The sequence below is a fragment of the Caballeronia sp. A2-2 genome (genome assembly GCF_057612605.2).
In genome coordinates this window covers 3396715-3423222 of sequence record NZ_CM172587.1, presented here as the reverse complement: position 1 = coordinate 3423222, position 26508 = coordinate 3396715, and the positions used below count along the sequence as shown (strand labels likewise).

Here is a 26508-nt window from a genome sequence, read left to right as displayed (position 1 = left end):
ATCGGAATGGACATGGATAAGCTCGAACAATTTCTTACGCGCGCCGAAGCGGTGCTCGCGCGCGTCGAAGGTATGTTGCCGCCCGCTGCGCCGGAAATCGACTGGAACGCGGCCGTTGCGTTTCGCTGGCGCAAGCGTCAGGGGCGCGGCTTTCTTCAGCCGGTGCCGGCCATTTCGCAGATTGGGCTGGACGATCTGCAGAACATCGAGCGGCAGAAGGGTTTGATCGAACAGAACACGAAGCAATTCGTAAGGAAGCTGCCCGCGAACAATGTTCTGTTGACGGGTGCTCGCGGCACGGGCAAGTCGTCGCTCATCAAGGCGTGTCTGAACGCGTATGCGAAGGATGGCCTGCGGCTCATCGAAGTCGATAAGGACGATCTTCACGACCTCGGCGATATCGTCGATCTCATTTCGGCGCGGCCGGAACGCTTCATCGTGTTTTGCGACGATCTTTCCTTCGAGGAAGGCGAGTCGGGCTACAAGGCGCTGAAGGTCGCGCTCGATGGTTCCGTCGCGGCGCAGTCGGACAACGTGCTGATTTACGCGACATCGAACCGGCGTCATCTTTTGCCGGAATACATGAGCGACAACGAAACCTACAAACACACGTCCGATGGCGAGATTCATCCGGGCGAAGTGGTTGAGGAAAAGATTTCGCTGTCCGAACGCTTCGGTCTGTGGGTGAGCTTCTATCCGTTCAAGCAGGACGATTATTTGTCGATCGTCGGCCACTGGCTCAAGCATTTCGGCTGCGATCAGGCCGAAATCGAAGGCGCGCGCGGCGATGCGCTCGTCTGGGCGCTGGAGCGCGGTTCGCGTTCGGGGCGGGTTGCGTGGCAGTTCGCGCGTGACTGGTCGGGCCGCAAAACGGGACCGGCAGCATGACGGACGCCAAAACCGACCGCGCGCCCGATGGCCGCAAAGTAACCGAAGTGGCCGTCGGCGTGATGGTGCAGAACGATGGCCGATATCTGCTCGCGCAGCGTCCCGATGGCAAGCCGTACGAAGGTTATTGGGAGTTTCCGGGCGGCAAGCTGGAAGCGGGCGAGAGCGTCGATGCCGCGTTGTCGCGCGAGTTGCACGAGGAACTCGGCATCGATGTCGTGTCGTGCGCACTGTGGCGCACGCTCGAACACGATTATCCGCACGCCTACGTACGGCTGTTCTTCTGCAAGGTAACCGAGTGGCGCGGCGAGCCTGTGGGCCGCGAAGGTCAGGCGATCGCCTGGCAAACGCTGCCGGTGGAAGTCGCGCCGCTGTTGCCCGCGGCCATTCCGGTGCTGGAATGGCTCGAAGAAGAAACGCGCGAATAACCCACGCCCGCGGTTAATTCAAACTGCCGCGCGTGTCGTCATCGGGCGGCGTTTCCTGAGAATTGCCCGCTATCTTGTACTTTTCAGCCGCCCACGCGCCGAGATCGGTCTGCTTGCAGCGCTCGGAACAGAATGGGCGAAAACGACTTTCGGGAACCCACGGGACAGACTTCCCGCAGGTCGGACATTTGACAGTGGTCATGGCAGTGACGAAGTGAGCCGGTTTCGAAACGGTATTTGACCGTATTTGACCATATACGGCCAAATCGTTTCGATTCAAAGGCTGCAAAGCGTCAGATGAAAGGGCACATCGACATCTACGGCGCGCGGTTTCAGATCGCCGTCCTGCACGGTGAAGCGCACCCACAGCATGTATTTGTTGGCGCTTGCTTCCGGAATCACGCGTGTGTCCGGCGAGACGCGCACCTGCATCAGTTGATACGTGCGGCCGGAGAGCATCTGCTGGTAGCTGCCTTGCATGGCCATGACCTTCGACGCCTGACCCGATTCGCGCGCGAGACGCAGCACGATGGCGGCGGCATCGCGCAGGGCGAGCATCGGCATGACCCATTTGGCGATGTCCTGACGCCGTTCCTCGACCGGCAACTGCTGCCACGCGAAATACGAAGGCAGATCGAACTTGCATGTGCCACCCGGGATGATCGTGCGGCTGCGAATGCTCGCAAGCCATTCGTTGTCCGCAAGATGCTGCCCGGTTTTGCCGTGCATGTCGGCCAGACCAGCAAGCGTCTGTTCGATCTCGCCGAGCACGGCTTCAAGCGCTTCCTGCTCGATGCCCGGATTGCCGCGAAACGGCGCGAGCGTCTGACGCTGGCGCTCCAGTTCCTTCATGAGATCGGCTTTGAGGTCCGTGCGGCCCGCGACTTCGGCGATTTCGAAGAGCGTGGTGAGCGCGACGTGATGTTCGCGCGCGTCTTCCTGAGTCAGGAAGAAGGTGAAGCGCTCGAACAGATCTTCGAGTCGCAACAGCGTCCGGATACGCTCGTTGAAGGGGTACTCGTAAAGGATCAAGCGCGCTCGCCTCGGCGTCGGTCGGTTGCTTCCATATCGGAAGTCAGCACATTCTAATGCCGCATGCCTACCCTAGCAAATCGGGCCAATTTCACGTACGAAATGAGCGGAAACACCATCGGAAAGGGAACTTTTCGAGTGTTGGGGCAATCGCGCATCTTTTGAAATCTTCATACAGAAGCCAGAGAGAGATAGCGTTCGTGGAGCGTGGCGACCTCGTGCATGAGCCTGTTGAGCGTGGTGGTTTCGTCGTTCACGACGATATCGTTCGCCGCATGAAGGCGAGCTTCGCGCGATGCCTGTTTCGCGATGATCGCCAGCACTTGCTCACGCGTGAAGCCGTTGCGCTGCATGACGCGCGCGATCTGCGTTTCGACCGCGCAATCCACTACAAGCACGCGTGAGACACGCGTCGCCCAGTCGCCCGATTCCACCAGCAGCGGCACCACGACGATGTGATATACGCCGCCCGCCGCTTGCCGCTGACGTTCGGTTTCCGCGCGTATAAGCGGATGCACGATGCCTTCGAGCCGCGCCTTCGCGGTGTCGTCGGAGAAGACGAGCGTGCGCATTTTCGCGCGATCGAGCGAGCCGTCCTGCGCGATGAAATCACCACCGAACTCGCTCGCGATGAGCGGCATGGCGACGCCGCCTGCCGCCGTTACCTGATGCGCGATCAGGTCCGTATCGACCAGCGGCACGCCGCGCGCGGCGAACAAATCCGCCACCGTGCTCTTGCCGCTGCCAATGCCGCCCGTCAGGCCGATGCTGAACATCCGTAGTTCCTCTTCCGTTATCCGAACAATCCGTAAAGCGGCGTGCCAACGAAAAGCGTGATCGCGCCACCCGCCGCAAGGAACGGGCCGAATGGCAGCGGTTCTTCATAGCGCATGCGTCCGCGCCAGGTCGAGACGATGCCGAAGATCGCGCCTGCCAACGCCGACACGAGCAGCACTTGCGCGAGCGCGGCCCAGCCGAGCCATGCGCCGAGCGCGGCGAGCAGTTTGAAGTCGCCGTAACCCATGCCTTCGACGCCGCGCACCAACTTGAACAGCCAGTACACGCACCAAAGAAACAGATAGCCGATGATCGCGCCCGCGACGGCATCGCGTAGCGGGACGAAGCCGGCATCGCCGAAATTCACGATCAGGCCAGCCCAGAGCAGGGGCAGCGTCAGCACATCGGGCAGATAGCGCGTGTCGTAATCGATGAGACCGGCGGCGAGCAGCGTCGCGCACAGGCCGAACGCGGCGAGTGCGAGCCAGTCGGGACCGAAGGCATAGAGCGAGAGCGCGGCGAACGCGCCCGTCGCGAGTTCGATGAGCGGATAACGCGCACTCACGCGCGCTCCGCACGACGAACACTTGCCGCGCAACGCGAGATAGCTGAGCACGGGAACGTTTTCCCACGCGCGCAGGACGTGTCCGCAATGCGGGCATGCACTTCGCGGTACGGCCAGATTGAAGCGTGGCGGATAACCGTCGCCGTCCGGTTTGATCGCGTCGGGCGCGGCTTCTTCGACTTCCGAGCGCCACGCACGTTCGAGCATGACCGGCAGCCGATGCACGACGACCGACAGAAAGCTGCCGATCACCAGCCCGAAGACGACGGCGAACGCGTATTGCGCGGCGATGGGCAGCGCCGCGAACGCCAGCCCGTAACGGCTCGCGACATGCACGGCGGAGAGATCGAACGAAGGCTGCATGATTGTCGAACTATGGCTTTGGCCCGCGATGCTACACCACGTTGCCGAGCTGGATGATGGGAAGATACATCGCGATGACAAGTCCGCCCACGAGCGCGCCGAGCACGGCGATCACGACCGGCTCGCACAGGCTCGCGAAGGTGCCGATGCGTTCGTCCACCTGACGGTCGGCCAAGGTGGCGAGATCGAGCAGCATGGCGTCGAGCGATCCGGATTCTTCGGCCACCGCGATGGGTTGCACGACTTCGGGCGGGAAGCAGCCGGACGCGCGCATCGCAGCGGCGAGGCGTTCGCCGTTGTTCAATCGCGCCGCGATATCGACGGTGGCGTTATCGAACACGCGGTTGCCGGTGGCGTTGCCGAGCGAGTCGAACGCGTCCGACAAAGGCGTGCCCGCGGCGAGCAAAGTGCCGAGTGCCCGGCTCCAGCGCGCGACCGCGAGCGAGCGCAACAGCTTTCCCACGAGCGGAAGCCGTAACGCCGCGCGGTCGGCGCTTTCACGCGCCTCCGGCGAACGCTTCAACTGATGCGCGGCAACAAGCGCCACGCCAACGACCACGGAAACGAACGTGAGCGCGTATCGCATGACGCCATCGGACAAGGCGAGCACGAAGCGCGTCGGGGCGGGAAGCGCGGCGCCGAAGCCATCGAAGATCGTCTTGAAGGTCGGCACCACGCCGATCAGAAGCCCCGCCGTGATCGCGAGCGAGAGCAGCAACACCATGACCGGATACGTGAGCGCGGCGCGCAGCTTCGCCCTTTGCGATGAAGCACGTTCGCGATCATCCGCGATTCGCGCGAGCACGCCGGGCAGCGCGCCCGCCACTTCGCCGACCTCGACGAGTTGGCAATAAAGCGCATCGAACGCGGAAGGATGATGCGCGAGCGCCATCGAAAACGGCATGCCGCCGGTGATGTCGCGCGCGACGTTTCGAACGATGCGCGGAAGTCCGCCGCGCGTGGCGGCATCCGCGAGCAGATCGAGCGCGCCCGCGAGCGGCAGCCCTGCGCGTAGCAGCGAAGCGAGTTGGCGCGTGAACACGGTCACTTCGGTTTTGGAAGCCTTGGGACGCGGCGCGTTTCCGAGCGAATCGAGTTCGAGCACGATCACGCCCGTGCGCCGCAGCGATGCACGCGCGGACGTCGCATCGGTCGCGATCAGTTTGCCTTGGCGGCGCGCGCCGTCCGCATCGACACCGCGCCATGCAAAACGCGTTTCCGTCGATGCCTGCATCATGCGTCTTCCGTGATTTCGGCGGCTTCGGCAACGCTCGTGATGCCTTCGCGCACGCACTCGGCCGCAGCATCGCGCAATGAAGACATGCCTTCGGCCTGAGCGAGTCGCGCGATGTCGTGTGTCGCCGCGCGTCGGACGATCAGTTCACGCAACGCGTCCGAAACCGGCATCACCTGATGCACGCCCACGCGCCCGCGATATCCGATGCCGTGACACGCCGGACAACCGCGCGCCTCGAACGGATGAAAACCGTCGCTCAAAGCAATCGACGACCGCACGCGACACGCTTCGCACAACTTGCGCACGAGCCGCTGCGCCGTGACAAGCCGCAGCGCGGAAGCAAGGTTATAAGGCGCGACACCAATATCGATGAGCCGCGCAATCGCCGATGGCGCGTCGTTCGTGTGCAGCGTCGAGAGCACGAGATGGCCGGTTTGCGCTGCTTTCACTGCGACGTCGGCGGTCTCGGCATCGCGGATTTCTCCGACCATGATGACGTCCGGGTCCTGTCGCATGAACGCACGCAGCGCCACCGCGAAGCTCAGGCCCGCCTTCTCGCGCACGCTCACCTGATTGATGCCTGCCAACTGAATTTCAGCGGGATCCTCGACCGAGCACACGTTGCGCGCGTCGGCGTTGAGCATTTGAAGGAAGCAATAGAGCGAGAGCGTTTTGCCGCTGCCGGTCGGCCCGGTGACGAGCACGAGCCCATGCGGCGCGCGTATCGCCGATTCGACGACGCGACTTTGCGGCGCATTAAGCCCGAGCGCGGCGAGCGACAGATCAGGCGGCAGCGCATCCAGACGCCGCAGCACGAGCTTTTCGCCGAACAGCGTCGGTAGTGAATTCACGCGATAGTCGCCGGTCTGGCCGCCCGGCAAGGTCAGCCGCAGCCGGCCATCCTGCGGCACGCGGCGTTCCGCGATATCCATTCGCGAAAGCACCTTGATACGCGTGACGAAGGCATCGCGCAGATGCGGCGGCGGACGGCGCAACGCATGCAGCGCGCCATCCACGCGCAGACGAATGCGCCAGTGATGCTCGGACGGCTCCACGTGAATATCCGATGCACCGCGCGCGGCGGCATCGCGCAGGACATCGGCGAGTAGGGAGACGGCGGGCGCGTCGTGCTCGGTGAGGGCTTCGAAAACGGGAGCGGCGGTGTTCATGGCAGAGCAAGCGGAGTCGGGATGCGTCGATCATCCCGGCTTTGCGCGCACTTGCCTATTCGGCCGAATGGCTAACGCGCCGCGCGTTTGGCGGGCGTTTGGGGGCGGAAGATTTTTACAGTGCGGATCGCCTGATCGTCACTGCGCAGGACTTCGAAATGCACGCCCGCGATGCGGATCGACACATCGCCATCAGGAATTTCTTCGAGCGCTTCGAGGATGAGACCGTTGAGCGTCTTGGGTCCATCCGTCGGCAAGCTCAGATGCAGCCAGCGATTCAATTCGCGCAAAGGCATGCTCCCCGCGACGATGCATTCGCCGTTGTCGTCCCAGCCATCACGCGATGCCGCGCCGCGCGGAATCGACGTGGTGAATTCGCCGATCAATTCCTCGATGATGTCTTCCGGCGTGACGAGCCCTTGCAACTCGCCGTATTCATCGACCACGATCGCGATGCGGTTGGCGCTCTCCTGAAAGAACTGCAACTGCTGAAACACGGGCGTGCCCGCCGGCACGAAATACGGCTCGGCGAGCAATTCGCGCAGCGTCTCGCGTTCGAGTTCCTGGTTATGCAGCGCCGACAAAGTCTTGCGCACGTGAAGAATGCCCAACACGCGATCGATGTCGCCCTGATAGACGAGCAGCTTGTTGTGATAGCAGGTTTCGAGCTGATGCAGGATCTGGTCGAACGGCGCATCGAAATCGAGCGCTTCGATGCGGCGGCGCGGGATCATCACGTCATCCACCGTGATGTTCTCCAGATCGAACAGATTCAACAGGATGCTGCGGTGCTTGGTCGGCATGAAGCTGCCGGTTTCCAGCACGATGGTGCGCAATTCCTCGGGCGAAATGCGTTGATCGCGCTTGTTCTTCGTGTTGATGTGGAGCGCCGCGAGTATCGCGTTGGCGAACAGGTTGACGAACCAGATCAGCGGCCGCCCGATGCGCATGAGCGGCGCGAGCACCAGACTCGCGGGCAGCGCCACTTTCTCGGGATACGTCGCCCCGACGATCTTCGGCGCGATCTCCGCGAACACGATGATCAGAAACGCGACGACGCCCGTGGTGATCGACAGCACGAGATTGTTGTGACCGAACGTGCGCAGCGCGACGGCGGTCGTGAAGACCGGGATGATCGTGTTGATCAGATTGTTGCCGATCAGGATGACGGACAGCAGTTGATCGGTGCGGGCGAGCAGGCCTTGCGTCGTGCGTGCGCGCAGCGATCCCTGACCGGCGAGATATTTGAGGCGATGGCGGTTGAGCGCCATCATCGATGTTTCGGAGATGGAGAAGAAACCGGAAAGAACGAGGAGCAGAAAAATGGCGCAGATTTGCGCCCATAAGGGGAGGTTGTCCACGCGATTGATCGAGTTGGGCGGCGATGGGGGGAATATAGCAGAAGGGGGGACGCGAAGCCTCGGGGCGCGCCGGGGCTTCGGTGGTGGCGGCGAATGTCGAAGGGCGCGAAGGACGACTATCTGTTGAACATGTCTATCAATATCCCAGTTATTTCTATGGCCCCCATCACACCGAGGGTTCCCAACATCCAGAAGGCGACCCGATTGAAGTTCTCGGGCGATTGCGCGAAGCGTATGAGTCTGTCCATGTACTGCTCCATCGATTCGAGCGTGTCTGCTCGTTGGGTTGCTCTAGGTAATCCAGCTGTGAACGAATGCGGCTAACATTGCCGAGAACGCTATGACAAAGATCGATGCGCCAAGCACATGATTGGATCGATGCGTTGGCGAACTGGTCCAGCTCAGGGCGGTCGTTGTGACGAATCTCTGATCGGCAGCGTGCGCCTTGATCGAAGCCATCATCACAAGTACAGAGCTTGCCACGATGACGCCGACAAAGATAAGGATGCCAAACTGTACCAAACTCCACTTCGCTTGAACAAGTGGGCTCGCGTGATCGAACGCGTTGATGAGTTCGTAAATACTTGCCGCCGAAACGGCGATCGCTGACCAGAACAACTGTCCGTCCTTGACCGATTCAACGATCATGTCGCGCGCAACGGAGCGACCATAAGAAACAGCGACGAGCGAGAGAACGAATATCGGGCCGAAGATCGGCACACCGAGATTGAGTGACAGCCAGAATAGATAGTTCATCGAATCAGCGACGGTTGAGTTTCGCGTTCGATGTTAGCGGGGAATTCTATGGACAGGAGGGAGTAGCAACGCAGTTGGCCGTTCGGCTGATGGTAGTGGAGCCGCATTCTGCGAATGCCAAAAAGAAAAAACCCGCGTGGCGAACCATGCGGGTTTTTCGAATCTGGTCGGGGTGAGAGGATTCGAACCTCCGGCCTCTACGTCCCGAACGTAGCGCTCTACCAGGCTAAGCTACACCCCGAAATTTTGGACTGCAACGCCGTTTAGGTCTCATTTAAGACTGTCTCGACGTCGAGTAAGAACATAATTCTAGCAGGCTCTCTTTGAAAATGGAATCGGGAAATGAAAATATCGCGTCGGCAGCAGCCTGTGCTTCCTTGCGCGCGCATTCCAAAGTGTGATCCAGCGCGCCGGAGGTCGTGATCGCGTTGAAGATCGTTTCGAAGCGATCCGTGCCGCCCTGCTCGATGGCCTCGCGAGCGAGCGTCGCTTGTTCGGGCGTGCCGTGCTCCATCAGATAGATGAGCGGCAGCGTCGGCTTGCCTTCGCGCAGATCGTCGCCGGCGTTCTTGCCCATCGATTCGGGCGTGCCGGTGTAGTCGAGCCAGTCATCCATGATCTGAAAGGCCGTGCCAATGCGCCGACCGAACTCCGCCGCCGCCGCTTCCGTGCGGGCGTCCGAGCCTGCCAGCACCGCGCCAAGTTGCGCCGCCGCCTCGAACAGCTTGGCCGTCTTGTAGCGGATCACCTGCATGTAGCGCGCTTCGTCCACATCCGGGTCGTGCATGTTCAACAGTTGCAGCACTTCCCCTTCGGAGATGACGTTGGTCGCGACGGAAAGAATCTCCATCACGCGCATCTTGCCGACGCTCACCATCATCTCGAACGAACGCGAGTACAGAAAGTCGCCGACCAGCACGCTCGCCGCGTTGCCGAACAGCGCGTTGGCCGTCTTGCGCCCACGCCGGAGATCGGATTCGTCGACGACGTCATCGTGCAAAAGCGTCGCCGTGTGGATGAACTCCACCACCGCCGCCAGTTCGTGCCGATGCCCGGTCGTATCCCCGAGCGCGCCCGAGACGAGCAGCAGCAGCGCCGGACGCAGCCGCTTGCCGCCCGCGCCGATGATGTACTCGGAAATCTGGTTGATGAGCATCACTTCTGATGCCAGGCGCTGCCGGATGACGCGATTGACCTGCTGCATGTCCTCGGCGATCGGGGCGAGCAGCGCGGCGGCGTTGGGGGAGGAAGTGGCGGTGGACGACATGATCGGCATTTAGGGTAATGCGGCGGATTATAAGGCGAATCCGACGGGTGCCGGAGTTCGGAGCGCCAGATCGGCGGCGCGGACCAGAAAATCGACGCCTTTTCGCCGATGATCGGGCACCGTTTGCGTGCTTGAGACCACGCGCCGGAAAGGTCAACAGACTTTGACGCCGATCCTAACTCTATGTATAATCGCGTGTTTTCCTCGCGTGGTGCGTGGGAAAAGATTTTCAGTGAGGTTTCTCAATGTACGCGGTCATAAAAACCGGCGGCAAGCAGTACAAAGTTGCCGTTGGCGAAAAACTTAAAGTAGAACAGATACCGGCAGACATTGACGCAGAAATCACGCTCGACCAGGTTCTCGCAGTAGGCGAAGGCGAATCGATTAAGTTCGGTACGCCGCTGGTGGGTGGGGCTTCCGTCAAGGCTACCGTGGTGTCTCAAGGTCGTCACAAGAAAGTGACCATCTTCAAGATGCGTCGCCGGAAGCACTACCAAAAGCACGCTGGCCATCGCCAGAACTACACCGAACTGCGCATCGACGCGATCAACGCCTAAGGCGTGATCGTTCCGCACAGAAATCGGTTAAGGAGCTAATGAAATGGCACACAAAAAAGCAGGCGGGTCTTCCCGCAACGGCCGCGACTCCGAGTCGAAACGCCTCGGCGTGAAGGTGTACGGCGGCCAGGCAATCAACGCGGGCGGCATCATCGTTCGCCAGCGCGGCACGCGCATGCACCCGGGTGAGAATGTCGGCATCGGCAAGGATCACACGCTGTTCGCGCTGGCCGACGGTCACGTCAAGTTCGTGACCAAGGGCGCAGCCAGGAAGCATACGGTCGTCGTGGTCCCGGCAGCAGCGTAAGTTCACTGCACGGGCTTCAGGACCGGAAAAGGCCCCGCGAAGTTCGCGGGGCCTTTTTCATTGGTGCGCCGAAAACGCGCGCATCGATGAAAACAAGGTTATCGGTGACCGGCACGCGCCGGTCGCGGCAAAATAGGGTTGTTGGCCGAAGCGGCGCATACGCGCTCGCGCATCGGCGTTACGCAGCAAAAACGGGACGGAGCAACGCATGAAGTTCATTGACGAAGCGAGGATTGAAGTCATCGCCGGCGACGGAGGGGATGGCAGCGCGTCGATGCGCCGCGAAAAGTTCGTTCCGTTCGGCGGTCCGGATGGCGGCGACGGCGGGCGAGGCGGCAGCGTCTACGCGGTCGCGGATCGCAATATCAACACATTGATCGACTACCGGTTCGCGAAGAAGCATCAGGCGCGCAACGGCGAAAACGGTCGCGGCGCGGACTGCTACGGCAAGGGCGGCGACGACATCACGTTGCGCATGCCGGTGGGCACCATCATCGCGGATCAGGAAACGGGCGAACTGATCGCCGATCTGACCGAGCACAATCAGGAAGTTTTGATCGCGCAGGGCGGCGCGGGCGGTCTCGGCAACCTGCATTTCAAGTCGAGCACGAACCGCGCGCCGCGTCAGAAGACCGAAGGCAAGCCGGGCGAACGCCGCATGCTGCGCCTCGAACTGAAAGTGCTTGCCGATGTCGGCTTGCTCGGCATGCCGAACGCGGGCAAGTCCACGTTCATCTCGGCGGTGTCGAACGCGCGGCCGAAGATCGCGGATTATCCGTTCACCACGCTCGCGCCGAATCTCGGCGTGGTGCGCGTCGGACCGAGCAAGAGCTTCGTGATCGCGGACATTCCGGGGCTGATCGAAGGCGCGGCGGAAGGCGCGGGGCTCGGGCATCGGTTCCTGCGGCATCTGGCGCGCACGGGCGTGCTGCTGCATCTCGTCGATCTCGCTCCGTTCGATGAAAACGTCGATCCCGTCGCGGAAGCGCGCGCCATCGTCAACGAACTGCGCAAGTACGACGAAGCGCTGTACGAGAAGCCGCGCTGGCTCGTGCTGAACAAGCTCGACATGATTCCGGACGACGAACGCGCCGCGCGCGTGCAAGACTTCCTGGATCGCTACGAGTGGGACGGCCCCGTCTACGAGATTTCCGCGCTCACCGGTCAAGGTTGCGAAGCGCTGACCTACGCGATCTACGACTACATCTCGAAAAACTCGGATGCCTCGCGCGCGGCGGAAGCGGAAGATCTCGCCGCCGATGTGCGTTTCCGCGACGAAGCAGCGGGCAAGCAAGCCGAATAACAACGACCTCCGAGGAGAAAGCGCACGATGCGTTCGGTCATCGCCGCGGCGAAGCGAATCGTAGTGAAAGTCGGGTCTAGCCTCGTCACCAACGACGGACGCGGGCTCGACCATGCGGCCATCAATCGCTGGGCGTCGCAGATCGCGGCGTTGCGCGAGCAGGGCAAGGAAGTCGTGCTCGTGAGTTCGGGCGCGATTGCGGAGGGAATTCATCGGCTGGGCTGGACGAAGCGGCCAAAGGAAATCGATGAATTGCAGGCCGCCGCCGCAGTCGGGCAAATGGGATTGGCGCAGGTCTACGAAAGCAGCTTCGGCGCGCACGGCATCCGTACCGCGCAGATTTTGCTGACGCACGCCGATCTCGCCGACCGCGAGCGTTACCTGAACGCGCGTTCGACGCTGCTCACCTTGCTGCGTCTGGGCGCGGTGCCGATCATCAACGAGAACGACACGGTCATCACCGACGAAATCAAGTTCGGCGACAACGACACGCTCGGCGCGCTCGTGGCGAATCTGATCGAAGGCGATGCACTCGTCATCCTCACCGACCAACGCGGTCTTTTCACCGCCGATCCGCGTAGGGACCCGTCCGCGACGCTCGTCGAGCAAGCCGATGCCGGCACGCCCGAACTCGAAGTGATGGCCGGCGGCGCGGGTTCGAGCCTCGGGCGCGGCGGCATGCTCACCAAGATTCTCGCGGCGAAGCGCGCGGCATCGAGCGGGGCGAACACGGTGATCGCCAGCGGCCGCGAAGCCGATGTGCTCACGCGTTTGGCATCGGGCGAACTGATCGGCACGCAACTGATCGCGCGCACGGCGCGTATCGCGGCGCGCAAGCAATGGATGGCGGATCATCTGCAAGTGCGCGGGCATGTCGTCATCGATAACGGCGCGGTGCAAAAGCTCACTGCCGATGGCAAGAGTCTGCTGCCCATCGGCGTGATCGATGTGAAAGGCGCGTTCGGCCGTGGCGAAGTGATCGCGTGCGTGAACGGCGAAGGGCAGGAAGTCGCGCGCGGCATCACGAATTACAGCAGTTCGGAAGCGCGGTTGATACACCGGCGGCCGAGCGGCGAGATCGAAAGCGTGCTCGGCTACATGCTGGAGCCGGAACTGATCCACCGCGACAATCTGGTGCTCGTGTAAAAGAAAAAGCCCGCTGAACCGAAAGGTCAGCGGGCTTTTTGCAAAACAAAAGCGCCGATCAATGCGTGTTGAGCACGCTCTGCGTACGCTGATACTGCATGTTCGACACGATCTGCTTCGCTGTGCCCACCGGCAGCTTGCTGGCGCAGAAATAATCCTGATACAACGCCGCCTGATACGCGTTCAGTTCGCCATTCTCGATGCGCCTGAACTCGAACGCGCTGCCGCGATCCCAACCCGTGCCGTCATCGTTGATGCTCGCATAGCGGCGCCATTCGTAGGTATCGCAGCGAATGCCTTCGTAGTTCACGTTGCGCGCGCCGCTCTTGCTCGATGCGACGACGGTATATCGCACCACGCCATCATCCCCAACGGTGAGCGACGTTTTATCGACCGAAAACGTGAGCGGCGTGTTCTGCGAAACCGTGAACGGCACGAGGTCGCCGTCCTTAGGCAACGGCGGAAGCGTATCGACCTTGTTCTCGGTCCACGTCGATTTGCGGTCGAGCAGATAGGTGAACACGCCGTCGTCCTTGTTGCTGGGTTGCTGCGAGCTTCCGCAGCCGGCGAGCACGGCCAGCACCGCCGCCGATGCCGCGATTACCGCGATTGAGGCATTCACTTTCAATTGGTCTTTCCCGGAGAACGAAGCAGAACGACACGGCGAATCTGAATCTTCGCCGTGCCGCTGCCAGAAAAAAAGGAGAGTCGAAGCGGGCGAAAAAGCGCACCGTTCAGTCGCACGGCGGAGGCCGCACGATGATCCGCACTTCTTCGCTGACCGTGCATTCTGCCTGAATCGCATTGCCGGATGCGGAAACGACAGGTGCTTCGATCGTCATGGTCTGCACCATGCGCGGATAGCGCGGGCCATGCAGCGCGGCGCGCTCGCCGCGTTCCCCGCGCGCGTTGGTACGCCGCAGGAAGCGGGACAGCTCCGAAAGAGCCATTTGATAAACGTCGCGCTTGAACTCGATGACCGCATCGAGCGGCACCCAGTACTCATTCCAGCGCCATGCATCGAATTCCGGATGGTCCGTCGCGCGCAGGCAGATGTCACAGTCGCGGCCCACCATGCGCAGCAGAAACCAGATCTGTTTCTGACCGCGATAATGCCCGCGCACCTCGCGCTTGATGAACTTGTCCGGCACCTCATAACGCAGCCAGTCGCGCGTGCGACCGACAACTTTCACGTGCTCAGGCAGCAGCCCGGTTTCTTCGTGTAACTCCCGATACATCGCTTGCACAGGGGTCTCACCGTATTTGATGCCCCCTTGCGGAAACTGCCAGGAATGTTCACGCAGCCGCTTGCCCCAAAACACTTCGTTGCGCGCGTTCAAGAGGATGATGCCGACGTTCGGGCGAAAGCCTTCACGATCCAGCATACAGCCACCTTCAAATCCTTTAAAATTGCTTTGATTATAAACACTTATTGGGCCTGACGCACTGGCACGAACCCCAATTCGGGGCACGCGTGAGAATATCTTTGCCAGCGCATCCGGCAAACGGCAAAATCTTCTTTTCTGCCGTCCATCCGTCGTTCACCTTGATTTGCCCGCTTTTTCGGCGCCCTGATGCGCCGGGGCGCGCGTCGCATCTGGAAAATTTGAATGAAAGCATCCCGTTTCTTCATCAGCACCCTGAAGGAAGCTCCCGCCGACGCCGAGATCGTCAGCCATAAGCTCATGATGCGCGCCGGCATGATCCGCCGCGTCGCGGGCGGCATCTACGATTATTTGCCGATCGGTTTGCGTTCGGTGCGCAAGGTCGAAGCCATCGTGCGTGAAGAGATGAACCGCGCGGGCGCGCTCGAATTGCTGATGCCCGCCGTGCAGCCCGCCGAGTTGTGGCAGGAATCCGCGCGCTGGGAACAGTACGGCCCGGAACTGCTGCGCTTCAAGGACCGTCACGACCGCGATTTCGTCATGGGTCCGACGCACGAGGAAGTGGTGACCGACATCGCGCGTCGCGAGATCAAGAGTTATCGCCAGTTGCCGGTGAACTTCTACCAGATTCAAACCAAGTTCCGCGATGAAATCCGCCCGCGTTTCGGCGTCATGCGCGGTCGCGAATTCATCATGAAAGACGCGTATTCCTTCGATAAGGACACGGCGGGTCTGGCCGAGTCGTATCGCAAGATGTACGACGCTTATGTGCGCATCTTCACGCGCATCGGGTTGGAGTTTCGCGCGGTGGCGGCGGACAACGGTTCCATCGGCGGAAGCGGCTCGCACGAGTTTCATGTGATCGCGGATACGGGCGAGGACGACATCGCGTATTGCCCGACGTCCGACTTCGCGGCGAACGTGGAAGCGGCCGAAGGTTTGCCGCTCGTCGCGCAACGCGCCGCGCCCGCGCAGGAACTCAAGAAGACGCCGACGCCCGGCAAGGCCAAGTGCGAAGCGGTGGCCGAGTATCTGAACATTCCGCTGGAAAGCACGATCAAGTCGATCATTCTCGCCACCGACAACGACGGCGCGGAACCGACCATCTGGTTGTTGATGCTGCGCGGCGATCATTCGCTCAACGACATCAAGGCAAGCAAGCTGCCGGGTCTGAAGGGCTATCGTTTCGCGACGGAAGCCGAGATCGTCGAATGGTTCGGCACGCCGCCGGGCTATCTCGGTCCCATCGGCACGAAGAAACCCGTGCGCGTGATCGCGGATCGCACGGTCGCGAACATGAGCGATTTCGTCGTCGGCACGAACGAGGTGGATTTCCACACGACCGGCGTGAACTGGGGCCGCGATCTGCCGGAACCGGAAGTGGCGGATATTCGCAATGTCGTCGCGGGCGATCCTTCGCCGGATGGCAAAGGCGTGCTCGAAATTTGCCGCGGTATCGAAGTGGGTCACGTGTTCCAGTTGGGCACGAAGTACTCCGAGTCGATGGGCGCGAATTTCCTCGATGAAAACGGCAAGCCCGCGCCCATGCAAATGGGTTGCTACGGCATCGGCGTGACGCGCGTGCTGGGTGCGGCGATCGAACAGAATTTCGATGATCGTGGCATCATCTGGCCGGAAGCCATCGCGCCGTTCGAAGTCGTGATCTGCCCGATGGGCTACGACCGCAGCGACGCCGTGCGCGAGCAGGCCGACAAGCTGTACGCATCACTGAGCGATGCGGGCATCGACGTGATTCTCGACGATCGCGGCGAGCGTCCCGGCGTGATGTTCGCGGACTGGGAGCTGATCGGCGTGCCGCATCGCGTGGTGATCGGCGATCGCGGGCTCAAGGAAGGCAAGGTGGAGTATCAGGGCCGCCGCGACACGGAAGCCACGCTGCTGCCGGTGGACGATGCCGCGAAGGCCGTGACGGACAAGGTGCGAGCGGCGCTCGGAAAGTAAATGCAGTACGACTTTCTGTCGGCGACCGTGCTGCTGATTCTGATCACGGACCCGCTCGGCAATATCCCGATCTTCATCAACGCGCTGCGCGGCGTCGCGAAGGAGCGGCGTCGCGTGGTGATTCTGCGCGAAATCGCGATCGCCTTTTTCATTCTGCTGCTGTTCATGCTGGCGGGCGATCGTTTCTTGCGCGCGATGAATCTCACCGATCTGTCGTTGCGCATCGGCGGCGGGATCGTGCTGTTTCTCATTGCGCTGCGGATGATCTTTCCGCATCCCGATGGCGCGATGGGCGGCGATGCGCGCGGCGGCGAACCGCTCATCGTGCCATTGGCGATTCCCGCGATTGCCGGGCCTTCCGCGCTTGCAACGGTCATGCTGCTGACCTCGCAAGCGCCCGGCAAGATGTTCGAATGGATCGGCGCGCTGACGGTCACGATGGTCGTCTGCGCGATCGTGCTGATTCTCGCGGAGAGAATTCAGCAATGGCTCGGCGAACGCGCGGTGATGGCGTTCGAGCGCCTGATGGGACTGGTGCTCGTCGCCATTTCCGTCGAGATGATTCTCACGGGCATTCGGACCTTCGTGCATCAGTTGTAGGTTGGTTCGCCCGGCGAATCATTGACCTTCCATTGCTTCTCCTTCTCGCTATGAGCGCAGGGCTTCATCGTCTATAAAAGACGAAGCCGCCTCCAAAGGACCGACGACGCGGCACGTTTTCAAACGGCCGCGCATCGTCGCGTGCCGATCCGCTGGACGGGCAAGTCCGCAAGCTATCAGCGTGTGTCATCAGCGTTCGGTTCCATGCCAAGCCCCAAGGGGAAGGCATGGAGTTGCTATGCAGGACGCGTCGCTCAGAACCGCCGTTTTTTCCGCCGCGCTGGCGGCGTTTTTATGTCGCGTCGGCGCGCCACGGCTCGCGCAGGCTCAACAGGTGCTCGCCAACGCAACGACTGTGACCGCGAGCGGCGCGGTCAATACGGGCGTGATCGCATCCACGGCGGGCTATGCGTTGTCCGCGGTCAATGGCGGTGTCATTCAGAGTTTCGGGCCGCTTACTCTGATCACGGGCGGCATGAATGCGATCGCGGTCAGCGCCAACAGTCGCGGGCAGATCACACTGTTCGACGGTTCGTCGGTGCGCGTGACGGGCAGCGGTGCATCCGGGCTGCTTGCGACCGGAGCCGGAAGCGCGATCACCGCCACGAACACGGTCGTCAACGTGCCGAACGGAGGCGGGGGTTTCGCCGTCGAGGTCATGAACGGCGCGGTGATCTCGTTGACGGGCGGTGCCGTCACCAGCGTGAACAGCGCCTTGCGCACGCAGGGCGGCGGCACGATCAACGCGACCAATGTCGATGTGAAAGCGACCGGCGCGAACGCGATCGGCGTCAATGCGAACAACGGCACCATCAACATGAAGGGCGGCACGATCACGGCGTTGGTCGGTGCGGTCGATCCTGGCATGAACGCCGGGAGCAGCACGAGCCATGTTCTCGCCGATGGCACCACGTTGAAGGCAACCGGCGACGGCGTGCATGTGAGCAACGGCGGCACGGGCACGTTTCAGAACGGCTCGATCACGGCGGGCGCGTTCGGTATCGATGCACTCAGCGGCGGCAAGGCGACCGTCACCAACAGCACGATCACGACGAGCGCCATCGGCTTGCATGCTGGCGATGCGGGTTCGATTGTCACTGCCGATCATGTCAGCGTGAATGCATCCGGCGCGGGTGTCGATGCGGTCAACGCCGGAACGGTGAACGTATCTAATAGCGCGGTGGTCAGCGCAGGAACCGGTGTGCAGGCTTCGTCAGCAGGCTCTGTATCGGTGAGCAACAGCAGCGTTGCGACGAGCGTCGCGGGCGCATCGGCGATTGTTGCAAATGGGGCAGACAGCACGGTCGCTGCAAGCAACGCCACAAGAATAACTACCTCGGGCGATCAGGCTTCCGGCGCGGTCGCCACAACTGGCGGCACGGTGAATCTGCTTTCCGGCTCGTCAGTCGCGACAAGCGGAAACAATGCGCCCGCGTTGTTCGCAACCGGCGCGGCATCGGCGATCGACGCCGTCAGCGCGACGATTTCGACATCGGGTGCCGGTTCCGTCGGCGCGTGGTCCACGGCGGGCGGCGCGATCTCGTTCGATACCGTCTCGATTGCAAGTTCCGGCGGCGGACTGCAGGCAGACGGCGCTTCGTCGCTCGGTGCCATCAATACGACGATCTCGACTTCCGGCGCGAATGCGGCTGGCGCGCTGGCCAACGGTGGCGTCGTTCGTCTCGATGGCGGCTCGGTCGTGACCAGCGGGGCTTCCGCGCCCGGCTTGCAGGCGATGGCGGGATCGAATGCGCTGATCGTCGCGGATGGCGTCACGGTCAACGCGACGGGAAGCGGGTTGGTCGTCGGCGATGGCAGCGCGGCGATATTCCGCACCGGCTCGATTGCCAGCGCCGGAACCGGCGTTCAGGTCGCGTCCGCCGGTTCGGCGATGCTAGCCGACAGCGTGCTTGCTACCTCGGGCAGTGGCGGCATCGGCTTGCTTGTGAGCGATGCCGGAAGTTCGATCAGCGCGAGCGGAATGAGCATTGGCACAAGTGGCCCCGCCGCTCACGGCGTGGTCGCGCAAAACGGTGGGGCGGTGACGCTTTCGGATCAGAACAGCATCGTCACGCGCGGCGCGGGCAGCATCGGACTCCTCGCCGACGGCGCGGGTTCCAGCGTGACGGACACCGGCAATCTGACTATCGAAACAGTGAGCGGCGGTGTCGGCGTCGAGGCGAACAACGGTGGTGCGGTGAGTGTGCAGAACGTGAGCGTCAACGTCGGCGGCAATCATGCGTTGGCTTCGTTTGGCAGCAACTCGACGCTGTCGGCATCGGGATTCGATATCACCACGACAGGCGTCGATGCCTTCGGAACCTGCGCCTGCGACACAGGCACGATGCAGCTACAGACTGGCTCGATCCATACGACAGGAGAGAGTTCGTTCGGGCTCTATGCTGGCGGCCCATCCGTGGGACTCGGCCAGTTGAACGCGAGCAATATCGACGTAACAACCAATGCCGTTTCCGCGCACGGTGCGGCGGTCTCTGCGGGCGGTCGTTTGATGCTCGACGGCGGTTCTGTCGTCACGCAAGGATCACAGGCGTTTGGTTTAGTCGCGTGGGGCGCGGGTTCGTTGATCGCGAACGGATCGACCGTATCGACCAGTGGCAACGAAGCGCGCGGACTCGCGGCGATGGACGGTGCCACAGCCGAATTGCACGGCGTGACGCTGCACACGACCGGCGCTGCATCGAACGCGCTTTACAGCTACGCGTTCGGCGCGAATCGCGCGGTCAGCCTGCTGGTGGACGGCGGCGCGTTGAGCGCGGACCAATCGGCGGCGATACGTGTTTCCGGCGCAAGTGCGGACATCACGATTCAGAACGGCGCTCGCATCACGTCCGGACTCAACCGGCTGATGGATGTGCTGACGCTGAACGGCATGCCGGGGCAAGCAACGCTCACCGCAAACGCCGAAACCCTGAACGGCGATGTTTTCGTCGATGCCGCGCATGGCAGCCGGGCCGATATCACGCTGCAAAACGGCACGGTGCTGACCGGCGCGGTGGTGGGCGCAAGCAGCATGGCGATCGATCCGAGCAAGTGGAACGTGACGGGTTCTTCGATCATAAACGGGACGCTTACGAATGCCGGAGTGGTCCAGTTTTCATCGCCTTTGATGGCGAGCGCATCGGGTTCGGACAGCATCGCGGCGGGAACTGCCAGCACATCGACGTTTCTTCCCGATGTACCGAATGGCGCGAACGATACGGCGCTCGCGCCCTCGCTCGGCAGCACGGGCTTCAAGACGCTTACCGTGCAGAACTATGTCGGCATCGATGCCGCGCTGGGCCTGAATGCGCAGTTGGGCGCGGATGCATCGCCAAGCGACAAGCTGGTGATTGCGCGCGGAACGGGCTCGGGCGATACATCGATCGGCGTGACGAACGTAAGTGGCGCGGGCGGGCTTACGGTGAACGACGGCATCATGGTCGTTCAGGCGATCAACGGAGCGACTACGACGGCGAACGCGTTCGCGTTGTCGTCGCAGATAGCGGCCGGGGCGTACACGTATTACTTGTTCAAAGGCGGCGTGAACGCCGGGACTGCGGATGACTGGTATTTGCGGTCGAGCGTTGCGGCTACGCCCACGCCCACGCCAACACCAATCGCAATCCCCATCGCCGCAGCCGGCACACCACCCCTTCCGCCACCCCCGCCCGCAGGCTCGCCGCCAACACCGCTCTACCGCATGGAAGTGCCCGTCTACGCCGATGTGCCCATCATCGCGCGCGAACTCAACATCGCGCAGATCGGCACGTTTCACGACCGGCAAGGCGAGCAATCGCTGCTAAGCGAAACCGGCGCGCTGCCATCGACATGGAAGCGCATCTGGGGAGAGCAAACGACGCAGCGCAACAGCGGAACCGTCGATCCCGAATTCAGCGGCGCGATGGGCGGCATCCAGATCGGTCAGGACGTGTACGCCGATGCCACGTCGAGCGGGCATCGCAATCACTACGGCTTCTTTCTCGGCTTCGCGCGGGCAAATGGCGACGTGAGCGGATTCGCGCTCGGTTTCCCCGGCTACGCGGCGGGGCATCTGTCGATCGACTCATACAGCGTCGGCGGCTACTGGACGCACATCGGCCCCGGCGGCTGGTACACCGACATCGTGATGACCGGCAGCACGCTCACCATCGATCCGGTATCGAACGAGGGAATCGGCGCGACCACGCATGGACACGCGATGGCGGCATCGTTCGAAGCGGGTTTGCCGATTCCGCTCGCCGCCGATGTCAGCGTCGAGCCGCAAGCGCAACTCATCTGGCAGCACGTTTCAGTCAACGAACTCAACGACGGCGTATCGACCGTTTCATTTCATGGTGCGAGCGGTCTGATCGGGCGTCTCGGCCTGCGCGCGCTGGGCCGCTTCGAAAGCGTGGGCGTGTCGTGGCAACCGACCATGCGCGCCGATCTCTGGCGTTACTTCGGCGGCACCGACAGCGCGACCTTCGCAGGCGCCACCGTGATTCCGACCAGCGTGCAAGCGACGTCGGCGCAATTCGGCGCGGGCGTGATCGTGCGCGTGGGCAAGCACGGCAGTGTGTACGCAAGCGGCGGTTACACGACGAATGTCGGAGGCATGCATCGCCGCACCGTCGGCGGCGATGCCGGTATGCGCTGGAGTTGGTGATACCGACGTGAAAAAGGCCGCAGCGCGGCCTTCAGGATACGGAGATGCGCGACAATCAAGCGCCTTCGGTCAGCGCACGAATGGTCGGCAAGTTCCGCCAGTATCCCTTCGCATCCATTCCGCAGCCGAACACATACCGGTCCGGCACTTCGAACCCGCAGAAGTCCGGACGCAGCGGCTTCGCCTTCGGGATGATCTTCTCGCACAGCACCGCCGACAGAAACGTCTTCGCGCCCATCGCCATGATGCGGTCGCGAATGGCCGCCATGGTTTCGCCTTCGTCGAGGATATCGTCGAGCACGAGCACCACGCGATCCTTCACCGACTCCGCCGGGGCCACGCGCCATTGCATCTCGCTGCCGCCCTTGATGGCGTTCCGGTAACGCGTCAGATGGATGTAATCGAACTCCAGCGGAAAATTCAGATGCGGCAACAGCATGCCGGTGAACACCGCCGCGCCGCCCATGACCGACAGCACGAGCGGAAAGTCCTCGCTCGTCGCGGCCTTGATGGACGACGCCATCTTGCCGATCGATGCGTTGACCTCATCGGCGGTCACGATTTCTTCGGAGTGGCTGAAAATGTGGAGAGCTTCTTCGCGATTCATAGAGGCGGGCGGGAAAGGCTGACTACTCAGTGTGGAAAAAAACTGCGGCAAGCGCCATATGATAAACCCGCGTTTCCTTCCCCTTCCTACAGCGACGAAAGAAAACGCGGGCCGTTGATGCCGTCAATCAGCGCATGCCGGGCAGCATGCCCTTCATGCCGCGCATCATCTTTTGCAGGTTGCCGCCCTTGAGCTTTTTCATCATGCCGCGCATCTGCTCGTATTGATTCAGCATGCGGTTCACCTCCTGCACATGCACGCCCGCGCCCGCTGCAATCCGCCGTTTGCGCGCAGCCTTGATGAGTTCGGGCTTCGCGCGCTCCTGTAGCGTCATGGAATTGATGATGCCTTCCATGCGGCGCATCTGCTTTTCGGCGTTGTTCATGTCCGCGCCCTGCGCCGCCTGCTGGAACTGCGCGGGCAGCTTGTCCATGAGCGAGGACAGGCCGCCCATTTTCTTCATCTGCGAAAGCTGCGCCTTGAAGTCGTTCAGATCGAAGTCGCCGCCTTTCTTGACCTTGTCGGCGAGCTTTTGCGCGGCGACGGAATCCACGCCGCGCTGCGCTTCCTCGACGAGCGCGAGAATGTCGCCCATGCCGAGAATCCGGTTCGCCATGCGGTCCGGGTGAAACACTTCGAGACCGTCGAGCTTCTCCGCGACGCCGACGAACTTGATCGGCTTGCCGGTGACATGGCGCACGGACAGCGCCGCGCCGCCGCGCGAATCGCCATCGAGCTTGGTGAGCACGACGCCGGTGAGCGGCAGGGCATCGTTGAACGCCTTGGCGGTGTTGACGGCATCCTGACCGAGCATGGCATCGACGACGAACAGCGTTTCGGCGGGCTTGAGCAGCGCGTGAAGCTCGCTGATCTCGTTCATCATCGCTTCGTCGATACCGAGACGGCCGGCGGTATCGACGATCACGACATCGTGATAATGACGCTTCGCCCAGTCGATGGCGGCGCGCGCGATATCGGCGGGCTTCTGGTTCGCTTCCGACGGGAAGAAGTCCGCGCCGACCTGCTCCGTCACCGTCTGCAACTGGCGAATTGCGGCGGGGCGATACACGTCGACGGAAACCGTCAGCACCTTCTTTTTGTGCTTCTCGCGCAGGAGCTTGGCGAGCTTGCCGGTGGTCGTGGTCTTGCCCGCGCCCTGCAAACCGGCCATGAGAATGATGGCGGGCGGCGCGACGGCCAGATTGATTTCGGCGGCCTTACCTTCGTAATCGCCGCCGATCACGGCCGTCAGTTCTCGCTGCACGACGCCGACCAGCGCCTGACCCGGCGAAAGGCTCGACACGACTTCCTCGCCGAGCGCCTTTTCCTTCACCTTCGCGATGAACTCGCGCACGACCGGCAGCGCCACGTCCGCTTCGAGCAGCGCGAGACGCACTTCGCGCAGCATCTCCTGCGTGTTGGCTTCGGTGAGGCGGGCCTCGCCGCGCAGCGTCTTTACGACGCGCGCCATCCGTTGAGTGAGGTTATCGAGCATGGGGGATACGATGGATGCGGCCGTTGAATTTTCCGCTGCGAAGCCGCCTTCAGCGCACCGCGCACTATGTTGGCGCAATGGAGAAGACGTCGCGGAATCAGGGCCTAGTGTAAACTTCGAACATGGATATTGTACTGTATGCCCTCACTGCGCTTCTCTACGGCGGACTGGCCGTGGCGGGCTGGCGCGCGCATCGCCACACGGCTGTCGAGCCGATGCTGGCGGGCGTCGCCGCGGGCGGATTGCCGCCGTCGGCGCAAGTGACTTCGAGGGCGTCCGGCATGAACGGCGCGACGCGCACACTATTATTAATAGCGTTGCTCGTGCATGGCCTCCTGCTGCACACCACCATCTTCCCGCAGAACGCGATGATCTTCGGCTTCGCGTTCGCGCTCTCGGCCATGTTCTGGCTGGGCGCGGGCATCTACTGGATCGAAAGTTTCTTCTTCACGCTCGATGGTTTGCGGCTGCTCGTGCTGCCGCTCGCGTGCGTGGCGTCGTTGCTGCCGCTCATGTTCGGCGGCGTGCGCGTGCTGTCGTATTCCGCCGCGCCCATGTTCAAGCTGCATTTTTTGATCGCGAATATCGCGTATGGGTTGTTTGCGATTGCCGCGCTGCATGCCATTCTGATGTTGCTGCTCGAACGAAGGCTGCAACGCATGCGCGGCATGGTGACGCGGCATGCCGACAACGGCTGGCTGACGAGTTGGCTCGACGCATTGCCGCCGCTGCTCACGCTGGAAAAGCTGCTGTTCAGGCTGATCGGCGCGGGGTTCGTGTTGCTCACGCTGACGCTGATTTCGGGCATCGCGTTCAACGAACAACTGGTGGATCGCGCGTTGCGGCTCGATCACAAGACCGTGTTCGCGTTCCTGTCGTGGGTGATGTTCGGCGCGCTGCTCACTGCGCGACGCATTTCCGGCTGGCGTGGACGCGCGGCGTTGCGCTGGGTGCTGGCTTCGTTCGTCGCGCTGCTGCTGGCGTATGTGGGCAGTCGCTTTGTGTTCGAAGTGCTGCTGCATCGCGCGGTCGTTTGAATCCGTGCGGCAATCTTTCATTGCATAACCGATGCGAAACTTCATTCTCCTGATCGCGTTGTTCTTTGTGACGCAGTGGCTGCTCAAGAAGCTGCGTCGTGCGAATACGCGTGCGCCGGCGGATGCGCCGGGTAGCGCTCGTAGTACCGCGACGGGCAATACGCGTGGGCGTGGTGGCGCTTCCGGCGAGAGCGCGCCGCCGCAACTGGCCGATCCGCTTATTCGATGTGCGCAATGCGGGGTGCATACGCCTCGGAGTGAGGCGGTTGTGCTTGCGGGGGAGCGGTTCTGTTGCGCTGATCATGCGAGGCGTTATGCGGGTCGGCCTACTGGGCGTGATGCACGTTAGCGCTTGCATTTGGGGGTAGGTTTTTGTCGTGCAAAGCGCCGCTCTTGTCTGGGTTTTTTATTCAGTAGCCGCCTCCCCGGCGGGGGGGTAACTTTCTTTGCTGCTGCAAAGAAAGTCACCAAAGAAAGCAGCTTTTTACCCCATGCACGATGGCTGGAGAGGGTGGCCTGAATTAATCATGCAGTGGCCGCAATAGGACGTCCCGCGCATAACGAGCCGCTTAGGCAACCTAGCGATTCTGCGCTCGAAGACTCACGTGCTAGTGGACCGCAGTCATTCTTTCGGCCATGCGCTACGCGCGCCGAGAACGTCAGAACGGAATCCCGCAGCGTATGAGCGCCCAGCCACATCACGCCACATCGCACCCATCCCATTGGGCACTACCTTGGTTAGCACTTCCGTAAAGCGGCATACGCCGGCTTTGGCCTTTTGCTCGAAGTGCTGACCGAGGTAGGGCCGAATAGCAATCTTGCGGGGAGGCGTGAGGTGGCTGGGCGCATATAGGCTGCGGGATTCCGTTCTAAAGCTCTCGGCGCGCGCAGCGCATGGCCGAACGAATGAATGCGGTCCACTAAGCCAAGGATATTCGAGTGCGGAATCGTGAGTTTGCCCATACGCGTAATCAAACGAAGGAAGTCCTATTGCGGCCACTGCATCGTTAAACCAGACCACACTTTCCAGCCAGCGTGCATGGGGGTAGAAGCTGCTTTCTTTGGTGACTTTCTTTGCAGCAGCAAAGAAAGTTACCCCCCCCGCCGGGGAGGCGGCTACTGCAATAAAAGCCCAAACAACGGAAGCCCCTTGCACGCCAAAACAACCCACCCCCAACCTCGACCGCGCCAGCAATAACCTCGTCCTCGCTGCACCGCAGCAACCCCTTACCATCCCTCGCATAAGCAAAAGTCAACCCCACCAGCGCATCCCAAAAGCAAATAAAACTTTTTGAGACTGTGCGGATGTCCACTATACTTGGTGCCACCAGACGTACTTTGCACTAGATCTTGTGTTGTTAAGGCGGCGCCCGCTCCCACGAGCCGGCGCCGTCGGCTTTCCGGCGTAAGAGCAGTCTGCTGGCCCGGGGCGGTGTGTGCGGTGTCTCTTTGCGAGGAGAGTGCGCCGGATTCACCGGGCGTCAGCGAGCAGCACCCGTGAAGAATGCATGCAAGTGAAGCGAATTGCGTCGCCCGATACCGCGCGCCAACGCGGGCACCGCATGAGACGCCAGAACAATGCGGGCCGACAGCGCCGCGATTCGCGTTCCAAGCCTGCCGG

At 62.0% G+C, this 26508-nt stretch carries 24 protein-coding genes and 1 tRNA gene; 11 read left to right on the top strand and 14 right to left on the bottom strand.

Annotation, left to right across the window (positions count from 1 at the left end):
• Positions 1-12 precede the first annotated feature (12 nt).
• Both ACZCWR_RS16175 and ACZCWR_RS16170 read left to right on the top strand, forming a co-directional pair.
• Positions 13-888: an ATP-binding protein gene (locus tag ACZCWR_RS16175; RefSeq protein WP_487301729.1), complete on the top strand. Its 876-nt coding sequence runs from the start codon at positions 13-15 to the stop codon at positions 886-888.
• The gene (locus tag ACZCWR_RS16170) at positions 885-1316 is read left to right on the top strand and encodes an NUDIX domain-containing protein (protein WP_487301728.1); all 432 of its coding nucleotides are present in this window, start codon (positions 885-887) and stop codon (positions 1314-1316) included. The genes ACZCWR_RS16175 and ACZCWR_RS16170 overlap by 4 nt, the downstream gene beginning before the upstream one ends.
• A gap of 13 nt (positions 1317-1329) precedes the next feature.
• On the opposite strand, the gene ACZCWR_RS16165 is transcribed toward ACZCWR_RS16170, so the two are convergent.
• The 10 genes from ACZCWR_RS16165 to ACZCWR_RS16120 all read right to left on the bottom strand — a co-directional run bounded on the left by ACZCWR_RS16165 (position 1330) and on the right by ACZCWR_RS16120 (position 9843).
• Positions 1330-1518 carry a DNA gyrase inhibitor YacG gene (locus tag ACZCWR_RS16165; RefSeq protein WP_487301727.1) on the bottom strand — a complete coding sequence of 63 codons (189 nt, stop codon included), beginning with the start codon at positions 1516-1518 and terminating at the stop codon, positions 1330-1332.
• A 74-nt stretch (positions 1519-1592) separates the two neighbouring features.
• Entirely contained in the window at positions 1593-2348 is a 756-nt protein-coding gene (zapD, locus tag ACZCWR_RS16160) for a cell division protein ZapD (RefSeq protein WP_487301726.1), read from the bottom strand.
• 170 nt (positions 2349-2518) lie between these two features.
• Positions 2519-3124, bottom strand: coding sequence for a dephospho-CoA kinase (gene coaE, locus ACZCWR_RS16155; protein WP_487301725.1), 606 nt, complete (start codon positions 3122-3124; stop codon positions 2519-2521).
• Positions 3125-3141: 17 nt separating this feature from the next.
• Complete coding sequence (locus ACZCWR_RS16150; protein ID WP_487301724.1) at positions 3142-4053, bottom strand: prepilin peptidase; 912 nt, start codon at positions 4051-4053, stop codon at positions 3142-3144.
• A 31-nt stretch (positions 4054-4084) separates the two neighbouring features.
• Positions 4085-5290 carry a type II secretion system F family protein gene (locus ACZCWR_RS16145; RefSeq protein WP_487301723.1) on the bottom strand — a complete coding sequence of 402 codons (1206 nt, stop codon included), beginning with the start codon at positions 5288-5290 and terminating at the stop codon, positions 4085-4087.
• Positions 5287-6459: a GspE/PulE family protein gene (locus ACZCWR_RS16140; RefSeq protein ID WP_487301722.1), complete on the bottom strand. Its 1173-nt coding sequence runs from the start codon at positions 6457-6459 to the stop codon at positions 5287-5289. The genes ACZCWR_RS16145 and ACZCWR_RS16140 overlap by 4 nt, the downstream gene beginning before the upstream one ends.
• A gap of 71 nt (positions 6460-6530) precedes the next feature.
• Positions 6531-7820, bottom strand: a complete 1290-nt coding sequence (locus ACZCWR_RS16135) for an HlyC/CorC family transporter (RefSeq protein ID WP_487301721.1) — start codon at positions 7818-7820, stop codon at positions 6531-6533.
• A 291-nt stretch (positions 7821-8111) separates the two neighbouring features.
• On the bottom strand, positions 8112-8576 hold the full coding sequence (locus tag ACZCWR_RS16130; protein ID WP_487301720.1) for a hypothetical protein: 465 nt from the start codon (positions 8574-8576) through the stop codon (positions 8112-8114).
• A 164-nt stretch (positions 8577-8740) separates the two neighbouring features.
• A tRNA-Pro gene (locus ACZCWR_RS16125) sits at positions 8741-8817 on the bottom strand.
• Positions 8818-8850: 33 nt separating this feature from the next.
• The gene (locus ACZCWR_RS16120) at positions 8851-9843 is read right to left on the bottom strand and encodes a polyprenyl synthetase family protein (protein ID WP_487303352.1); all 993 of its coding nucleotides are present in this window, start codon (positions 9841-9843) and stop codon (positions 8851-8853) included.
• A 245-nt stretch (positions 9844-10088) separates the two neighbouring features.
• Between ACZCWR_RS16120 and rplU the strand changes: the two genes are divergently transcribed.
• From rplU to proB, 4 genes are all read left to right on the top strand, one after another.
• Positions 10089-10400: a 50S ribosomal protein L21 gene (gene rplU, locus ACZCWR_RS16115; RefSeq protein WP_035511298.1), complete on the top strand. Its 312-nt coding sequence runs from the start codon at positions 10089-10091 to the stop codon at positions 10398-10400.
• Positions 10401-10443: 43 nt separating this feature from the next.
• Positions 10444-10707, top strand: a complete 264-nt coding sequence (rpmA, locus tag ACZCWR_RS16110) for a 50S ribosomal protein L27 (RefSeq protein ID WP_487301719.1) — start codon at positions 10444-10446, stop codon at positions 10705-10707.
• Positions 10708-10915: 208 nt separating this feature from the next.
• Positions 10916-12010, top strand: a complete 1095-nt coding sequence (gene cgtA, locus ACZCWR_RS16105) for an Obg family GTPase CgtA (RefSeq protein ID WP_487301718.1) — start codon at positions 10916-10918, stop codon at positions 12008-12010.
• Between the two features lie 27 nt (positions 12011-12037).
• Positions 12038-13156: a glutamate 5-kinase gene (gene proB / locus ACZCWR_RS16100; RefSeq protein WP_487301717.1), complete on the top strand. Its 1119-nt coding sequence runs from the start codon at positions 12038-12040 to the stop codon at positions 13154-13156.
• 58 nt (positions 13157-13214) lie between these two features.
• Here the strand turns inward: proB and ACZCWR_RS16095 are convergent, their stop codons facing one another.
• Positions 13215-13778 carry a CNP1-like family protein gene (locus ACZCWR_RS16095; protein ID WP_487301716.1) on the bottom strand — a complete coding sequence of 188 codons (564 nt, stop codon included), beginning with the start codon at positions 13776-13778 and terminating at the stop codon, positions 13215-13217.
• Positions 13779-13890: 112 nt separating this feature from the next.
• A complete protein-coding gene (locus ACZCWR_RS16090) occupies positions 13891-14541 on the bottom strand; it encodes an RNA pyrophosphohydrolase (RefSeq protein ID WP_487303351.1) in 651 nt (216 codons plus the stop codon).
• A gap of 225 nt (positions 14542-14766) precedes the next feature.
• Here ACZCWR_RS16090 and ACZCWR_RS16085 point away from each other — a divergent pair, with 225 nt between their 5' ends.
• The 3 genes from ACZCWR_RS16085 (at position 14767) to ACZCWR_RS16075 (ending at position 21748) form a co-directional block, all read left to right on the top strand.
• Complete coding sequence (locus ACZCWR_RS16085) at positions 14767-16503, top strand: proline--tRNA ligase (protein ID WP_487301715.1); 1737 nt, start codon at positions 14767-14769, stop codon at positions 16501-16503.
• Positions 16504-17103, top strand: coding sequence for a MarC family protein (locus ACZCWR_RS16080; protein ID WP_487301714.1), 600 nt, complete (start codon positions 16504-16506; stop codon positions 17101-17103).
• A gap of 238 nt (positions 17104-17341) precedes the next feature.
• Positions 17342-21748, top strand: a complete 4407-nt coding sequence (locus ACZCWR_RS16075) for an autotransporter outer membrane beta-barrel domain-containing protein (protein WP_487301713.1) — start codon at positions 17342-17344, stop codon at positions 21746-21748.
• Between the two features lie 55 nt (positions 21749-21803).
• On the opposite strand, the gene ACZCWR_RS16070 is transcribed toward ACZCWR_RS16075, so the two are convergent.
• The gene (locus tag ACZCWR_RS16070; RefSeq protein ID WP_487301712.1) at positions 21804-22355 is read right to left on the bottom strand and encodes a hypoxanthine-guanine phosphoribosyltransferase; all 552 of its coding nucleotides are present in this window, start codon (positions 22353-22355) and stop codon (positions 21804-21806) included.
• A 127-nt stretch (positions 22356-22482) separates the two neighbouring features.
• Positions 22483-23850: a signal recognition particle protein gene (gene ffh, locus ACZCWR_RS16065; protein WP_487301711.1), complete on the bottom strand. Its 1368-nt coding sequence runs from the start codon at positions 23848-23850 to the stop codon at positions 22483-22485.
• Positions 23851-23972: 122 nt separating this feature from the next.
• Here ffh and ACZCWR_RS16060 point away from each other — a divergent pair, with 122 nt between their 5' ends.
• Both ACZCWR_RS16060 and ACZCWR_RS16055 read left to right on the top strand, forming a co-directional pair.
• Positions 23973-24887, top strand: coding sequence for a cytochrome C assembly family protein (locus tag ACZCWR_RS16060; RefSeq protein ID WP_487301710.1), 915 nt, complete (start codon positions 23973-23975; stop codon positions 24885-24887).
• A gap of 31 nt (positions 24888-24918) precedes the next feature.
• Entirely contained in the window at positions 24919-25236 is a 318-nt protein-coding gene (locus ACZCWR_RS16055; protein ID WP_487301709.1) for a PP0621 family protein, read from the top strand.
• The last annotated feature ends 1272 nt before the right edge of the window (positions 25237-26508 follow it).

Excerpts from the sequence above, each read along its gene's own strand:
- ACZCWR_RS16090 (WP_487303351.1), bottom strand. The coding sequence starts at position 14,541 with ATGCTGGATCGTGAAGGCTTTCGCCCGAACGTCGGCATCATCCTCTTG.
- ACZCWR_RS16120 (WP_487303352.1), bottom strand. The coding sequence starts at position 9,843 with ATGTCGTCCACCGCCACTTCCTCCCCCAACGCCGCCGCGCTGCTCGCC.
- ACZCWR_RS16080 (WP_487301714.1), top strand. The coding sequence starts at position 16,504 with ATGCAGTACGACTTTCTGTCGGCGACCGTGCTGCTGATTCTGATCACG.
- cgtA (WP_487301718.1), top strand. The coding sequence starts at position 10,916 with ATGAAGTTCATTGACGAAGCGAGGATTGAAGTCATCGCCGGCGACGGA.
- ACZCWR_RS16145 (WP_487301723.1), bottom strand. The coding sequence starts at position 5,290 with ATGATGCAGGCATCGACGGAAACGCGTTTTGCATGGCGCGGTGTCGAT.
- ACZCWR_RS16060 (WP_487301710.1), top strand. The coding sequence starts at position 23,973 with ATGGATATTGTACTGTATGCCCTCACTGCGCTTCTCTACGGCGGACTG.
- ACZCWR_RS16075 (WP_487301713.1), top strand. The coding sequence starts at position 17,342 with ATGCAGGACGCGTCGCTCAGAACCGCCGTTTTTTCCGCCGCGCTGGCG.
- ACZCWR_RS16055 (WP_487301709.1), top strand. The coding sequence starts at position 24,919 with ATGCGAAACTTCATTCTCCTGATCGCGTTGTTCTTTGTGACGCAGTGG.
- ACZCWR_RS16130 (WP_487301720.1), bottom strand. The coding sequence starts at position 8,576 with ATGAACTATCTATTCTGGCTGTCACTCAATCTCGGTGTGCCGATCTTC.
- rplU (WP_035511298.1), top strand. The coding sequence starts at position 10,089 with ATGTACGCGGTCATAAAAACCGGCGGCAAGCAGTACAAAGTTGCCGTT.
- coaE (WP_487301725.1), bottom strand. The coding sequence starts at position 3,124 with ATGTTCAGCATCGGCCTGACGGGCGGCATTGGCAGCGGCAAGAGCACG.
- ACZCWR_RS16085 (WP_487301715.1), top strand. The coding sequence starts at position 14,767 with ATGAAAGCATCCCGTTTCTTCATCAGCACCCTGAAGGAAGCTCCCGCC.
- ACZCWR_RS16175 (WP_487301729.1), top strand. The coding sequence starts at position 13 with ATGGATAAGCTCGAACAATTTCTTACGCGCGCCGAAGCGGTGCTCGCG.
- ACZCWR_RS16150 (WP_487301724.1), bottom strand. The coding sequence starts at position 4,053 with ATGCAGCCTTCGTTCGATCTCTCCGCCGTGCATGTCGCGAGCCGTTAC.
- rpmA (WP_487301719.1), top strand. The coding sequence starts at position 10,444 with ATGGCACACAAAAAAGCAGGCGGGTCTTCCCGCAACGGCCGCGACTCC.
- ffh (WP_487301711.1), bottom strand. The coding sequence starts at position 23,850 with ATGCTCGATAACCTCACTCAACGGATGGCGCGCGTCGTAAAGACGCTG.
- ACZCWR_RS16140 (WP_487301722.1), bottom strand. The coding sequence starts at position 6,459 with ATGAACACCGCCGCTCCCGTTTTCGAAGCCCTCACCGAGCACGACGCG.
- ACZCWR_RS16070 (WP_487301712.1), bottom strand. The coding sequence starts at position 22,355 with ATGAATCGCGAAGAAGCTCTCCACATTTTCAGCCACTCCGAAGAAATC.
- ACZCWR_RS16165 (WP_487301727.1), bottom strand. The coding sequence starts at position 1,518 with ATGACCACTGTCAAATGTCCGACCTGCGGGAAGTCTGTCCCGTGGGTT.
- proB (WP_487301717.1), top strand. The coding sequence starts at position 12,038 with ATGCGTTCGGTCATCGCCGCGGCGAAGCGAATCGTAGTGAAAGTCGGG.
- ACZCWR_RS16170 (WP_487301728.1), top strand. The coding sequence starts at position 885 with ATGACGGACGCCAAAACCGACCGCGCGCCCGATGGCCGCAAAGTAACC.